Origin of the sequence: Patulibacter minatonensis DSM 18081, from assembly GCF_000519325.1 — a bacterium.
GTDB lineage: Bacteria > Actinomycetota > Thermoleophilia > Solirubrobacterales > Solirubrobacteraceae > Patulibacter > Patulibacter minatonensis.
On sequence record NZ_KI912613.1, the window covers coordinates 3,756,680 to 3,770,001 of the forward strand.

At 75.4% G+C, this 13,322-nt stretch carries 13 protein-coding genes and 1 tRNA gene; 5 read left to right on the forward strand and 9 right to left on the reverse strand.

Annotated elements, in window-relative coordinates; translation table 11 throughout:
• Positions 1-5: 5 nt before the first annotated feature.
• Both PATMI_RS34935 and PATMI_RS0117500 read right to left on the reverse strand, forming a co-directional pair.
• A complete protein-coding gene (locus PATMI_RS34935; protein ID WP_051471942.1) occupies positions 6-1,790 on the reverse strand; it encodes a Vgb family protein in 1,785 nt (594 codons plus the stop codon).
• Positions 1,787-2,491 (reverse strand): Crp/Fnr family transcriptional regulator, encoded by a 705-nt coding sequence (locus PATMI_RS0117500; protein ID WP_169738389.1) that lies wholly within the window; start codon positions 2,489-2,491, stop codon positions 1,787-1,789. Before PATMI_RS0117500 ends, PATMI_RS34935 begins: the two co-directional genes overlap by 4 nt.
• A 111-nt stretch (positions 2,492-2,602) precedes the next feature.
• On the opposite strand from PATMI_RS0117500, the gene PATMI_RS0117505 reads away from it, so the two are divergent.
• A complete protein-coding gene (locus PATMI_RS0117505) occupies positions 2,603-3,778 on the forward strand; it encodes a pyridoxal phosphate-dependent aminotransferase (RefSeq protein WP_026911811.1) in 1,176 nt (391 codons plus the stop codon).
• A gap of 3 nt (positions 3,779-3,781) precedes the next feature.
• Here PATMI_RS0117505 and PATMI_RS0117510 read toward each other — a convergent pair whose 3' ends face one another.
• The 4 genes from PATMI_RS0117510 to PATMI_RS0117525 all read right to left on the reverse strand — a co-directional run bounded on the left by PATMI_RS0117510 (position 3,782) and on the right by PATMI_RS0117525 (position 6,944).
• Complete coding sequence (locus tag PATMI_RS0117510; RefSeq protein ID WP_026911812.1) at positions 3,782-4,726, reverse strand: DUF4272 domain-containing protein; 945 nt, start codon at positions 4,724-4,726, stop codon at positions 3,782-3,784.
• Positions 4,727-4,818: 92 nt separating this feature from the next.
• Positions 4,819-4,892: transfer RNA gene (locus tag PATMI_RS0117515), tRNA-Met, on the reverse strand.
• Positions 4,883-6,448: a PH domain-containing protein gene (locus PATMI_RS36065; RefSeq protein ID WP_026911813.1), complete on the reverse strand. Its 1,566-nt coding sequence runs from the start codon at positions 6,446-6,448 to the stop codon at positions 4,883-4,885. The genes PATMI_RS0117515 and PATMI_RS36065 overlap by 10 nt, the downstream gene beginning before the upstream one ends.
• Entirely contained in the window at positions 6,438-6,944 is a 507-nt protein-coding gene (locus PATMI_RS0117525) for a PH domain-containing protein (RefSeq protein ID WP_051471946.1), read from the reverse strand. Before PATMI_RS0117525 ends, PATMI_RS36065 begins: the two co-directional genes overlap by 11 nt.
• 90 nt (positions 6,945-7,034) lie before the next feature.
• On the opposite strand from PATMI_RS0117525, the gene PATMI_RS31205 reads away from it, so the two are divergent.
• Positions 7,035-7,967: a hypothetical protein gene (locus tag PATMI_RS31205; RefSeq protein WP_051471948.1), complete on the forward strand. Its 933-nt coding sequence runs from the start codon at positions 7,035-7,037 to the stop codon at positions 7,965-7,967.
• Between the two features lie 64 nt (positions 7,968-8,031).
• Here PATMI_RS31205 and PATMI_RS31210 read toward each other — a convergent pair whose 3' ends face one another.
• From PATMI_RS31210 to PATMI_RS0117545, 3 genes are all read right to left on the reverse strand, one after another.
• Positions 8,032-8,700, reverse strand: a complete 669-nt coding sequence (locus tag PATMI_RS31210; RefSeq protein ID WP_051471950.1) for a ferritin-like domain-containing protein — start codon at positions 8,698-8,700, stop codon at positions 8,032-8,034.
• A 19-nt stretch (positions 8,701-8,719) separates the two neighbouring features.
• On the reverse strand, positions 8,720-9,466 hold the full coding sequence (locus PATMI_RS31215; protein WP_084270038.1) for a ferritin-like domain-containing protein: 747 nt from the start codon (positions 9,464-9,466) through the stop codon (positions 8,720-8,722).
• A 79-nt stretch (positions 9,467-9,545) separates the two neighbouring features.
• Positions 9,546-10,712, reverse strand: coding sequence for an asparaginase (locus PATMI_RS0117545; protein ID WP_026911815.1), 1,167 nt, complete (start codon positions 10,710-10,712; stop codon positions 9,546-9,548).
• Positions 10,713-10,892: 180 nt separating this feature from the next.
• Between PATMI_RS0117545 and PATMI_RS36850 the strand changes: the two genes are divergently transcribed.
• Genes PATMI_RS36850 through hisS form a run of 3 tightly spaced genes read left to right on the forward strand, consistent with a single transcriptional unit; the run spans position 10,893 to position 13,242 of the window.
• The gene (locus tag PATMI_RS36850) at positions 10,893-11,258 is read left to right on the forward strand and encodes a hypothetical protein (RefSeq protein WP_026911816.1); all 366 of its coding nucleotides are present in this window, start codon (positions 10,893-10,895) and stop codon (positions 11,256-11,258) included.
• 47 nt (positions 11,259-11,305) lie between these two features.
• Entirely contained in the window at positions 11,306-11,965 is a 660-nt protein-coding gene (locus tag PATMI_RS0117555; RefSeq protein ID WP_026911817.1) for an MBL fold metallo-hydrolase, read from the forward strand.
• Positions 11,965-13,242: a histidine--tRNA ligase gene (gene hisS / locus PATMI_RS31220; RefSeq protein WP_051471954.1), complete on the forward strand. Its 1,278-nt coding sequence runs from the start codon at positions 11,965-11,967 to the stop codon at positions 13,240-13,242. Before PATMI_RS0117555 ends, hisS begins: the two co-directional genes overlap by 1 nt.
• Positions 13,243-13,322 lie beyond the last annotated feature (80 nt).

Consider the following 13,322-nt stretch of genomic DNA (forward strand, 5'->3'; position numbering starts at 1 on the left):
CGATCTCACCGCTTCTTGCGGACGCGAGCGCCCGGTGCCACGTAGGACTTGCCCTCGGTCAGGGTGACCCGGCGACTCCGGATCCGGTCCCGGACGCTCACGACACCGCGGAACACGCGCACCCGCGTGGTCGCGTCGCACCGGTCCTCGACGAGCCACCGCGTCCCGACGACCGACGCCGTCGCCCGGGCACCGCGCGTCCGGAAGTCGCCCTTCCCGTCTCCCCACAGGCGGCGCCCGACCTTCGGGGCCTTCTTCTTCTTCGCCTTCTTGGCCGCGCGGTGGTGCGCCGCGGGTCCGGCCGCGCGCGTGGTGGCGGTGGAGCCCTCGACGACCCGGTCGCCGCAGGCCAGCGCCCCGGTCAGCCGGACCTCGGTGGCGGCCCCGGGGATGCGGGCCTGATGGATGATGAACCGGCCGTCCCAGAAGATCGCGGTGCGCGTGATGCCGCTGTCCGGCGCGGTCTCGGCGGTGATGCGGACCCGGCCCTTCGTGGCGTCGACCTCGGTGCCGTCGGGCAACGAGACGCCGCCCGTGGCGAGGTCCTGGAAGACCTTCTTCCCGGGCAGGCGGACGCGGATCGTGCCGGAGACGACCTCGAGGATGGTCGAGCGCCCGGCGACCGGGGTCAGCGCGGGGGGCACCACGGGGGGCGGCGGCTCCTGCACCGTCGGCTGCGCGGTGCTGACGCGTCCGACGCGACCGTTCGCGCGGGTGTAGCGGAGGTCGCCATCGGTGCCCAGGATCAGGTCCGAGGCGGTGCCCGGGGGATCGGGCAGCGCGAGCCGGGTGGTCTCGCCGCCGGCGGTGATGCGGCCGATGGCCTGGCCCGCCTGGCCGCTGGCGACGAACCACAGCGCCCCGTCGTTGCCCGGCGCGACGTCGCCCGGGGTCCCGATGCTCGCGGGGACGGGCAGCTCGATGATCAGGCCGTTGTCGCCGATCCGGCCGATCCGTCCCGTCCCGGGGGCGCTGAACCAGATGCGCTGGTCGGGGCCGACGACGATCCTGGACGGGGCGCCTCCGGGGGTCGGCAGCGTCAGCCGGGTGAACGTCGGGCCGTTCGGACCGGGGACGGCCCGGCCGATCGTGTTGGAGCCGGGCTCGGTGAACCACAGCGCGCCGTCGGCGCCCTGGACGATGTCGTCGGGGTTGCTGCCGTTGAAGTCCGTCGACCACGTCGACACCTGGCCCCGGACCGCACCGGCGGTGACCTGGGCGTCGGTCGGCGCGGTGATCCGGCCGATCTGGCCCTGGTCGGGCCGCGTGAACCACATCGCGCCGTCGGGGCCGGCGGTGATGCCGAGCGTCCGGCCCGCGCCGCGGATCGCGTACCGCGTGACCACGCCGAGCGTGGTGATCCGGGCGATCCCGCCCTCCTGGATCGTGTACCAGAGGGCACCGTCCGGTCCGAGCGCGATCCGGTTCGGCGTCAGCGCCGGCGGCGACGCGGCGGTGGGGGTGGAGGCCACGTTGGCGCTGAACCCCTGGATGACGTTCGTCGCGCCGATCCGGCCGATGCGCCCGGCGCCCGGGTCGGTGAACCACGTGACGCCGTCCGGCGCCGGGGCGAGCGCCAGCGGCGTGGCGCCGGGCGTCGGATCGGTGATCTCGGTCGCGACCGCGGCGTAGGCGGCGGCGGGCAGGGCGAGCGCGAGCAGCGCGACGAGGAGCGCGGTCCATCGACGACGCCACCAGCGGGGGGACCGCTGCGCCGTGGGACGGCCCGGGTCGTCGGCCGTGCGCCCCGACCGGTCGGCGGACCGCCGCAGCACGCCGCGCGGCGTCACGCGCCGGCCCTCCGCCGCAGCGCCTCGGGGTCGTGGCAGACGATGCTGCGCCGCGCCGTCGTCACCCAGCCGAGGTCGCGCATCTGGCTGAGCGCGCGGGCCGTCGACTCGCGGGACGCGCCGACCCAGCCGGCGAGGTCCTCCTGCGTGAGCGGCAGGTCGATCTTCGTGCCGCCACCCTCCTCGGGGATCCCGAAGCGGTCGCACAGCTCGCCGATCCGCACGCTGAGGCGCCCGACGACGTCGTGCGCGGCGTGCTCGACGCGCTTGCCGTCGGCGTCGCGGAGCCGCTCGGCGAGGGTCCGCATGACGTAGAGCGCGGCGTCCGGCACGGTGGAGACGTAGCCGAGGAAGTCGGCCGGCGTGATCGCGAGGGCCTCGACGGCGTCGAGCGCGGTGATCGTCGCGGAGCGGACCTCGCCGTCGATCGCGGACTGCTCGCCGACGAGGTCGCCCGGTCCGCGCAGCGCGAGCATCACGTCGCGGCCCTCCGGGGTCACGCGCGTGAGCTTCACGTGCCCGCTGGTGATCACGAAGACGCGGTCACCGACCTGGCCGGTGTGGGCCAGCGCGCCGCCGCGTGGGAACCGGCGCGGCGTGGCCCGCCGGCGCAGTTCCTTGCGCTGCTCCTCGCCCAGCACGTCGAGGAACGTGGCGGCCTGCGTGGGGGCGGCTGATCGCACGGGGGGAACGGGGGGCACGGTCGGGGAGCGTACCGCGCAGACGGGCGTCCCGACACGGGTTTCGGGGCCGGCACGCCCCAGCGGGACCGCGTCGGGACCCCGCACGGCACGCTGCGCCACCATGGGGCGGTGCGCGCCTCGACCCGCTCCGCCGTCCCGCCGTTCGCCGTCATGGAGATCCTGGACGCCGTCGAGCGCCGCCGGGAGACCGGGGCGCCGGTGTACTCCCTCTGCGCGGGGGAGCCCGGCGGTGGCGCCCCGGCCGACGTCCGCGACCGCGCCGCGGCGCTCCTCACGGGCGGTGCGCCGCTCGGCTACACGCCTTCGCTGGGCCTCCCGTCGCTGCGCCGGGCGATCGCCGGGCACTACGAGCGCTGGTACGGGCTCGACATCGACCCCGAGCGGGTCGCGATCACCACCGGCTCCTCGGGCGCGTTCGTCCTCGCGTTCCTGGCGGCCTTCGAGCCCGGCGACCGCGTCGCGCTGGCACGGCCGGGCTACCCGGCGTACCGGAACATCCTCACCGCGCTCGGCTGCGAGGTCGTCGAGCTGCCGTGCGGCGCCGGGGAGCGCTACCAGCCGACCCCGGAGCGGCTCGACGCCGAGGTCGCCGCGAACGGGCCGCTGGCCGGCCTCGTCCTCGCGTCGCCGGCCAACCCGACGGGCACGATGGTCGACGCCGCCGAGCTCCACGCGCTCGACGCCTGGTGCGCGGCGCACGACACCCGCCTGGTGAGCGACGAGATCTACCACGGGATCGTCGCCGGGACCCGCGAGCAGAGCTGCGCGTGGGCGCACGGCGACCGGTCGATCGTCGTGTCGTCGTTCTCGAAGTACTGGGGCATGACCGGCTGGCGGCTCGGCTGGGCGCTCCTGCCGGACGACCTCGCGGGGCCGGTCGACGCGCTGGCCGGCAACCTCGCGCTCTGCCCGCCGACCCTGGCCCAGCACGCGGCCGAGGCGGCGTTCACCGAGCGTTCCTACGCGGAGTGCGAGGCCGCGACCGCCCGCTACCGCGAGCACCGCGCCCTGCTGCTGGACCGCCTGCCGGCGCTCGGCTGGGGCACGACCGCGCCGGCCGACGGCGCGTTCTACCTCTACGCCGACATCACCGACCGCATCCGCGAGGCGGGCGACGCCGACGCCGTCGCGTGGTGTGGCCGGCTGCTCACCGACACCGGCGTCGCGCTGACCCCCGGCACCGACTTCGACGCGGTCGACGGCACGCAGTGGGTGCGGGTCTCCTACGCGACGGACACCGAGACCCTGACCGCGGGCCTCGAGCGGCTCGCGGCCTGGTCCTGAGGCTCAGCCGCGCTCGGCCCGGACGTCGAACTCGAGCTCGAGGTCGTCCCACGGCTCGCGCGTGAGGACCCACTCCAGAGCGCGGCGGCGCTCGGCGATCGCGCCGGGCACGACGTCGGGCGGCAGGGTCGTCGCCGCGCCGCGGAGCTCGAGCTCCTGGACGGCGCGCAGCGCGCAGGTGAGCACGTCCAGCCGGGCGACGACCTCGGCGCGGGGCCGCAGCCGCAGGTCGTCGGCCGGGTCGCCCGCGGCGTCGGCGGGGCGCACGGGACGGAAGGTGTCGGGGTGGACGTCGCTGAACCCGGTGGCCCCGAGCTCGGGGAGCAGGCCGAGCGCCCAGCCGAGCGCGTGGAGCCCCTCGACGCGGCGGCCGATCCAGGCGCGGTGCTGCTCGAGCTCGGCGTCGCCCTTCTCGCGCTTGGCGGCGAGCACGAGGAACGTGCGCTCCTGCGGCGTCAGCCACGGCAGCAGGCCGCGCTGCTGGGCGGAGCGGCCGACGGTCATGGCGCTCGCGCCGTGCACCACGTGCAGCACCGCCATCAGGGCGCGGACGCGGTCGACGGCGGCCTGCTCGTCGCGGCGCGCGCCCACGTAGAGCTCGAGCAGCAGCGGCACGCGCTCGGGCGACGGGGTCAGGCCGGCGTGGGCGAGGGTCGACAGCGTGCGGCGCCGGACGTCCTTCGCGTCGACGCCCTGGAGCGCCAGCGCGCGCTCGGTGAGCCGGCGCTCGAGCGCGTCGAGCTCGTCCGCGGCCGCGACGTCGTCGGGGTCCGACGATCCGCCGAGCAGGTCGGCCTGCGAGCGGAGCTCCTCGACGGCGGTGTCGAGCGCCTCCGGGTCGTCGGGCGACTCGCGCAGCACGGTGGTCGCGATGCAGGACCCGACGGCGGACGCGAAGTCCCGGACGAGCACGTCCTTGTCGGACCGGTGGGTGCGGAACCGCAGCATCGCGCGAACGTAGCCCCGGAGGGTCTCCTTCGCCACCGGTGACGGAGGTCCTGCAGAACGGCGAAAGGCCCGCGGTGCGGGCCTTTCGAGGATGCCGGAGGAGGGACTTGAACCCCCGACACGCGGATTATGATTCCGCTGCTCTAACCGACTGAGCTACTCCGGCGGGGCGGCGAAGGATAGCGAGCCGTCGCGACGGACGGCGGGTGACGGTCGTCGGGACGTCCGGGCGCTCACGCGGCGCTGCAGGTCGTCGGCCGTCGCGGCGTCCAGATGACGGACCGCGCCGTGCCGTCCGGTGGCCAGGACGACGTCGAAGGTCGCGAGGTCCGCGCGGCGCTGGAACGGCTGGCTGCGCCGGTCGACGTGCTGGATCCGGCGGGCGAGGGCGAGCAGCGTCGTGCGGGCGAGGAGCTGGTGGCGGACGGCGAGGGTCTCGGGGCCGAGCGACCAGCCCGCGCCGCGCCAGCGGGCGTCGCCGATCGCGAGGCCGAGCAGCGGCGGGAGGAGCGCGGTGAGGTTCCACGCCCCGGGGAGGGCCAGCGCGAACACGGCCGGGACGAGCGACACCAGCACCGGCACGGTCCAGTAGCGGCGCCGGGCACGGGCCGGCGGGCGCTCCAGCTCGTCGACGGGCCAGGGGACCTCGGGCAGCATGCGGGTCAGCAGCGCCGGGAGCTCGCTGCGCCGGACGAGCGGGATCAGCGTGCGCGTGAGGTCGTCGTCGCCCCGGTAGCCCGCGACCTCGACCTGCACCGTCGCGTACCCGAGCGGCCGGCGCAGCAGGCCTTCGACGATGCGCACGCCGTGGATCCGGTCCAGCGCGATCGTCCCCGTCCGCTCGGTGAGGAGGCCGCGGCGGACGCGGAGGCGGCGGTCGTCGCGGACGACCTGGAACTCCGCGAACGCCAGCACGGTCGCGACGACCGACACCGTCGCGGCGGCGACGAGGCCGAGCAGGACGAGCACGACGACGGTGGTCGCGTCCGCGCCCGAGACCTCGTCGCCGACGCGGTCCCGCAGGCCGTCGGGCACGAGATCGCCGGCCTGGCTGAAGAGCGAGCCCACGAGCACGCCGACGAGCCCGAGCTGCGGCCCGGTGAGCGCGGCGATCACGAGCTCGCGGCCGCTCACCGCGTAGACCGGGTCGGGCTGCGGGGCGAACGGGGACGCGGGACGCGGGGCGGCCGTCGGAGGCGCGTGGCCCGCCGTCGCGTCGGGCGGGCCGCCGGTGAATGCCTCGTGCGGTCCGCCCTGCGCGACGCTCCCGTCGTCGTCGCGCTGCGTCCCGCCCGCGTGCCCGAGCGCCGCGCGGAGGCGCTCGGCCTCGTCGAAGGTCAGGGCGTCGAGCTTCAGCTCGGCGTGCTTGCCACCGCCGGCGGTCTGGACCTCGAGGGACACCAGGCCGAACGCCCGCTGGACGACGCCGCGGCTCGTGTCGAGCGCCGAGATCCTGGACGCGGGGACGACGCGCTCGCGCCGGGCGAGGATGCCGCTCCGGAGCCGCAGGCCCCCGTCGACGACCGCGTACCGCGTCGCGCGCCACTCGAGGACCCGCAGGCCGATGACGACCACCGCGATCGCGACGGCCGCGGGGACGACCCACTCGCGCAGGCCGACCGCGATGCCGATCAGCGCCGGCACGAGGCCCCGCAGCACGGCCAGCGTCCGGGTCAGGACCCACGCGGGGTGCAGGCGGCGCTCGTCGACCTCAGAGGTCATCGGGCACCCGCGCCAGCACCGAGACCCGCGCGCGCAGCCGTTCGGCCTCGTCGTGGTCCAGCGCGGGGATCGTGACGGAGCCCGCGGCCGTGTGGAGCTCGATCTCGGCGAGGCCCATCCGGGTCGACAGCGGCCCGCGGTGCAGGTCGACGTGCTGGACCCGGACCATCGGCACCACCGTGCGCGTGATGACGACGAGGCCCTCGTGCAGGTCGACCTCCTCCTCGCCGATCGCGTACCACCAGATCCGCCGGCGGACCGGCGGCACGACGACGACCACGGCCGCCGCGAGCACCCACGCGACCACCGCGCCGGCGACCGCGACACCGGTGGCGACGCCGGCCACGAAGAGCGCGACGGTGACGGCCGCCGCGACCGGCACGAGGACGGTCGCCAGCCGCACGCGCCAGTACGGGACGGCGCGCCGGGAGAGCTGCCGGCGACCGTCGTCGCCGGGCAGCGGCACGCCGTCGGCCGCGGGGGAGGACACCGACATGCCCCGACCCTACGAGGTCGGCGGCCAGCGCCCGTCCCACGGGGTCCCACACGGTCGCCGCGGTCGGGCCGTCGGCTAGCGTCCGCCGGGATGCCCGCCCCGCCCGTCCCGACGCTCCCCACCGACGCCGCCGACCCGCGGCTCCTCGTCGCCGTGCCGAACGTCAGCGAGGGACGCGACCGGTCGGCGATCGAGGCCGTCGGGCGGGCGTACGGGATCTTCTCCGGCGCCCGCGTCCTCGACGTCCACAGCGACCCCGACCACCACCGGACCGTCCACACGGTCGCGGGGGTCGCCGGCGGCCTGTGCGACGCGCTCGTGGCCGGCGCGGAGGCAGCGATCGCCAACGTCGACCTGCGGACCCCCCGGGGGCTCCACCCGCACGTCGGGGCCCTCGACGTCTGCCCGGTCGTCTTCCTCGACGAGGCGCGGCGGGGCGCCGCGATCCTCGAGGCGCTCGCACTCGGCGACGCCCTCGGGCGCCTCGGGCTCCCCGTCTTCCTCTACGGCGACCTGGGCGACGGCCGCACCCGCGCCGAGCTGCGGCGGGGCGGGGTCGCGGCGCTCGCCGAGCGGATGGCGACGGACGGACTCCGCCCGGACTTCGGGCCCGCCGCGCCCCACCCGACGGCCGGCGCCGTGCTGGTCGCCGCGCGCCCGCCGCTCCTGGCGTTCAACGTCGAGCTCGCGGCGCCGGCGACCGTCGAGCACGCCCGGGCGATCGCCGCCGCGGTCCGCGAGGGCGGCGCGGACGGCCTGCCCGGCGTCCGCGCGATCGGGCTCGGACTCGAGCACGCCGAGGGTCTCGCGGCGGGTGGCGCGACCGTGGCGCAGGTCTCGTGCAACGTCGAGGACCACCGTCGGGTGCCGCTCGCCGAGCTGGTCCGCGTGATCGCGCGGCACGCGCCCGTGGCCGCCTGCGAGGTCGTCGGGCTCCCGCCCGCCGCGGCGTTCGACGGCTTCCCCGACCACCTCGTCGTCCGGCACCGCCGGACGATCGAGGAGGTCCTGGCGGTCGGCTAGCGCGTCGGATCGGGAGAGGTCGGTCCGCGCCGGGGCCGCGTCGGGCCCCGGCGCGCCGCGGCCCTCAGCCCTGGACGATGAAGGGCTTGACGGCCACGAGGACGTCGGCCTGCTTCGACGCGACGTCGAACGCCTGCGGCGCCGGCGGCTTGTCGCGCTCGAGCCGGACGAGCGCCGCGTGCCGGGCCTCGACCTGGACGATCGAGCCGGCCGCCCCCAGGATCTTCTTCGTCTTGATCATCGGGGCGGCGCCGTTGTAGGCGCTGACCCCGGTGTCCTCGAGCGTGTTGGCCGTCTTCAGGAACGTCTTCTCGTCCGTCAGCGCCGAGTCGAAGTTGAACTTGGGGCGGGCGGCCTTGTCCCCGCCGAGCTGCTCGACCGCGGCCGTCAGCGCCTTCACGTGGGCCTCCTCGTCCTCCTGGATCTGCTCGACGAGCTTCTTCGTGTCGCTGCTCAGGCCGCTGACCTGCTTCAGCGCGCGCTCGTAGAACGTCGCCTCCAGGTACTCGAGGACGAGCGCGAAGTTCAGGACGATGATGTCCTGGTCCTGGTTGCTCTCGGGGTCCTTGCTCTGCGCGAACGCGTTGCGGACGGCGGGCGAGACGGCGGAGGCGCCGTAGATGCCGCCGGTCACGAGGGCCGTCCGCAGCAGGAACGCGCTGCGGGTCGTGCCCTCGACCTCGATGCCGGCCAGCTCGCGGGACGGCTCGTCGGTGGTGATGAAGTGGTTCATGGGGAGTCTCCGGTCGGGCCTAGGCGAGGAACGGCTGGACGCGCTTCAGCACGGCCTTCATGTCCAGGGGCGTGGCGAACGGGCCGTCCGGCAGCGATCCGCTGAGCCCACCCTTCGCGACCAGCGGCTGTCCGGCGGCCAGGTTCAGCGCGGCGGCGTGCCGGGCCTCGACGGTGTGGATCGAGAGCGCGGCGGCGAGGAGGTCCGGGTCCTTGATCCGACCGGCCTGACCGAGGTACGCGGCAGCCCCGAGGTTCTCGACGACGGCGGCGGTCTCGAGGACCTTCGCCGGCCCGGCCGCGAGGACGCTCTCGAAGTTCGTCCTCGGCTTGCCCGCGGACTTGCCGAGCTGCTTGGCGGTCTTCTCGAGCGCCTCGACGTGCGTCTGCTCCTGCTCGCCGAAGAGCTTCACCATCTCGCCGAGCTTCTTGTCCTTGACCACGCCCGAGTCGATCACCTGGGCGTAGAAGTCCGCCTCCAGGTACTCCAGGGTCAGCGCGTAGTTGACGATCTGGAGGTCGCCCGTGCCCGGGATGCGGAGATCCTTCTTCGTCGCCGCCTTCTGGGCGACCTCGTCGGGGGACTGCGACGTGACGGGCGGGTCGGACGACGCGTTGTCGTCGTCGCCCCCGCAGGCGGACAGCACCACCGCGAGGGCCCCGGCGCTGCCGAGGCCGAGGCCCCGCAACAGGTTGCGACGGGAGGAGCGCTCCTCCGGCGTACGGGGCTCGTCGAGCGGTGCTGCGGCTTCCAGGGATTCCGGCATGGGGCCTTCCTTCGCGGGGACGATCCCCGCCTACCCCGGACCGTGACGCCGGACACGCAGCCGTGGGCCGGTCGGGCCGTCAGGTGCGGTTCAGCGCACCACGGCGCGGCGCCGGCCGACCGACGAGGGCGACCTCGCCCGCGACCGTCCGCCGCATCAGCGCGCGCGTCCGGGCGGGATCACCGCCGGTGACCTCCAGCGCCCACATGAGCTTCACCGTCGCGGTCGACGTCAGGACGCCGGGGAGGAACCCGATGCCCGACGCCGTCAGCGTCGGCAGCGACGGGTAGTACGACCCGGCCGTGTCCGGTGCGGCGGCGACGGTGCCGACGACGACGCCCCCGCGGGCGGTCACGTGCTCCGCCAGGCGCGAGAGCGACGAGTCGTCCGTGCCCGTCGGGCCGGTCGCGCACGGGTACAGCTCGACCACGAGGCCGCGCAGCCCGCCGGCGTCCACCGCGGCCTCGAGCGCGGCGACGGGCAGCCCGGGGTGGACCCGCAGCTCGAGCACGCGCGGGTCGAACCGCGCGACGGCGGGGTGCGACGTGAACCCCATCGCGGCGCCGGATCGGACGGCGGGGGCCGTGCCGTTGGCCCCCGACACCGCGGTGGGCCGCGGCCCGAGCGGCTGGGGGAGCGGCCACGGCACCAGGCGTCGCAGCCGGCCGCGCTCGACCACGGCGACCGCGCCGCCGTTGGGCGACACGAACGCGCGGCCCGAGGCCCGCTCCTTCCGCACCCGTGTGCCGAGGTGGACGAGGGCGTCCCCGTCCGCGTCGCCGCCGAACACGATGTAGACGCCCGCCGGGAGCATCCGCAGGGCGCTGAGCGCGTTGCGGACGTTGTTCCGGGCGTCGCTCTCGGGCGCGTCGGGCGGCAGGTTGCTGCCGGTCAGCACGATCGGCATGTCGAGGTCCGCCAGCGCGAACGACAGGGCCGCGGCGGCGTAGGCCATCGTGTCGGAGCCGTGGAGGATGCAGATCGCGTCGACGCCGCGGGACGCGAGCTTCCGGCACGAGGTCGCGATCGCCTCCCAGTCCGCCGGCCGTGCCTCCTCGGAGTGCAGCTCGACGGGCCGCTCGATCGACAGCTGGTGCGCGCCGAACGCGGCGAGCGGACCGCCGAGCCAGCCCGGCATGCCGCCGGCGTTCGGACCACGGACGAGCTTCACCACGTCGGCGTCGCCGGGGTTGGTCGAACCGATCGTCCCCCCGGTGAGGACGAGGCCCAGGCGCGATCGCGACATCGACCCGACGATACGCCAGGCGACCCGTGGGCCCGTCCTCCCCGTCGTCGGACGTCGTACGCGCCGCCGCGGGACGCCGGCGCCGCGGCCGGTCGACCTCCGGCACCCGTCGCACCGGGCCGCCGGGCGGACGGAGGGCCGCGCGGGAGGGGGCGGGGGACGGTACGCTGGGCCGTCCAGATGGCCCGGCAGACCAAGCGCAAGACCAAGCACCGCGGCAACGCCGCCGGGATGATCGAGAGCCGCGGCGTCACGCATGCGCGCTCCGGCGGTCGCAGCCAGTCCGCCGGGGGCAAGGGGGCGAAGACGGATCCACGCCTGCGGCCGCCGACGTGGCGCTCGGCGTTCATCCGCGCGCTGTTCGCCGCGGGCATCTTCGCGGTCGTGATGCTCGTCGTGCTGAAGGGCCAGCCGGCGGGCGTGCTGATCACGACCGTGCTGCTCCTCGGCGTCTACACGCCCTTCGGCTACTACTTCGACGGCTGGATGTTCCGCCGCCGCATGGCGCAGATCAACGGCCAGGCCACCGCCAAGCGCAAGCGCTGATCCCCGCGCGCTCGGGCGGCAACGAGACCGGAACGGAAGGACCCACCATGGACGTCCGCATGTACACCGTCGGGATGATCCAGGAGAACTGCTTCCTGGTCAGCCATAAGGACGCGTCGGAGGCCGTGATCGTCGACCCCGGTGACGACGCCCCGAAGCTCCTCGCCGCGATCGAGGAGCACGGCCTGACGCTCGTCGGGATCCTCATCACGCACACGCACTTCGACCACATCGGCGCGGTCGCGGACCTCCATGACGCCACGGGTGCGGAGGTCTGGTGCCCCGAGGGCGAGCTCGAGACGCTGCACGACCCCAACGCCGTCATGCGCTGGGAGGGCTTCGGCCCGTTCCGCGGCTACGACGCCGAGCACCCCGTCAAGGGCGGCGACGTCGTGTCGCTCGCCGGGTTCGACTTCCAGGTCGTCTCCACACCGGGCCACAGCCCCGACCACGTCACCTACGCGCTGCCGGACGAGGGCGTCCTGTTCTCGGGCGACGTCCTCTTCCAGGGCTCGATCGGCCGCACCGACCTGCCCGGCGCCGACCACCCGACGCTGATGCGCTCGATCGCGACGCTGCTGGACCGCTTCGACGACGCGATCACCGTCTGCCCGGGGCACATGGGCCCGACGACGCTCGGCCAGGAGCGGCGGACCAACCCGTTCATCCTGGACATGCTGGACAACGGCCCCGCCCACCCCGCCTGATGGCCGGCGCCAGGAAGCTCACCGCCCCGCGCGGCACCCACGACGTCCTGCCCGAGGAGACCGCGCGGCGTCGTCGGATCGAGGACGTCGCGACGCTCGTGCTCGAGGGCGCCGGCTACCGGCGGATCGAGACGCCGATCTTCGAGGACACCGACCTCTTCGCCCGCGGCGTCGGCGGCTCGACCGACGTGGTCCAGAAGGAGATGTACACCTTCGAGGACCGCGGCGACCGCTCGCTGACGCTTCGCCCCGAGGGCACCGCCGGTGTCGTCCGCGCGTACCTCGAGCACGGCATGCACAAGCTGCCGCAGCCGGTGAAGCTCTGGTACTGGGGTCCCTTCTTCCGGTACGAGCGCGCCCAGAAGGGCCGCCAGCGCCAGTTCTGGCAGCTGGGCATCGAGTCGCTCGGCTCCGACGACCCGTCGGTCGACGCCGAGGGCATCGTCCTGCTGCACCGCATCCTCCGCGACCTCGGCGTCCCGGGCCTGCGCCTGCGGCTCGGATCGCTCGGCACGCCCGCCGGCCGCGAGGGCTACCGCGAGACGCTCGTCGCCTACCTCCGCGAGCACGAGGACCGCCTGTCGGACGAGGTCCGCGAGCGGATCGACCTGAACCCGCTGCGGGCCTTCGACAGCGACCACCCCGGCACGAAGGAGGTCATGGCCGGCGCACCGCTGCTCCTCGACCACCTGCCCGCCGAGGACACCGAGCACTTCCACGAGGTCCGCGCGCTGCTCGACGGCGCCGGCGTCGAGTACGAGGTCGACCCGACCCTCGTCCGCGGCCTGGACTACTACTCGCGCACGCTGTTCGAGTTCACCTCCGACGCCCTGGGCGCCCAGTCCGGTGTCGGCGGAGGCGGGCGCTACGACGGCCTCGCCGAGCTCATCGGCGGCCCCGCGACCCCCGGCTTCGGCTGGGGTGCGGGCATCGAGCGGATCCTGCTGGCGCAGGCGACCGGCGACCCGGACCACCCGGAGCCCGGCCACGACGCGGACCCGGAGGGCCTCGCGGCCGCCGACCTCTACGTCGCCTGGACCGACGGCCACCGCCGGACCGCGTTCGACCTGGCCGACGCCGCCGCTCGCGAGGGCCTCGCCGTACGTCTGGACCAGGCGCCGGGTCGCGGCCTGAAGGGCCAGATCCGTCGCGCGGAGAAGTCCGGCGCGCGGACGGTCGTCGTCGTGGACGACGAGGGCATCAGGATCGACCGGTCTCCCGGCGGTCGGGCGACGGGCATGACCGTCGCCGATGCCCTGGCGGCCGCGCGGGTCTGAGCGGACCGGAGGTCCGGGGGAGGGCACGCGGCTCGAACCCACCGCCCCGGCCCACCTGGAGGTCGGCACCGGCCCGTCGC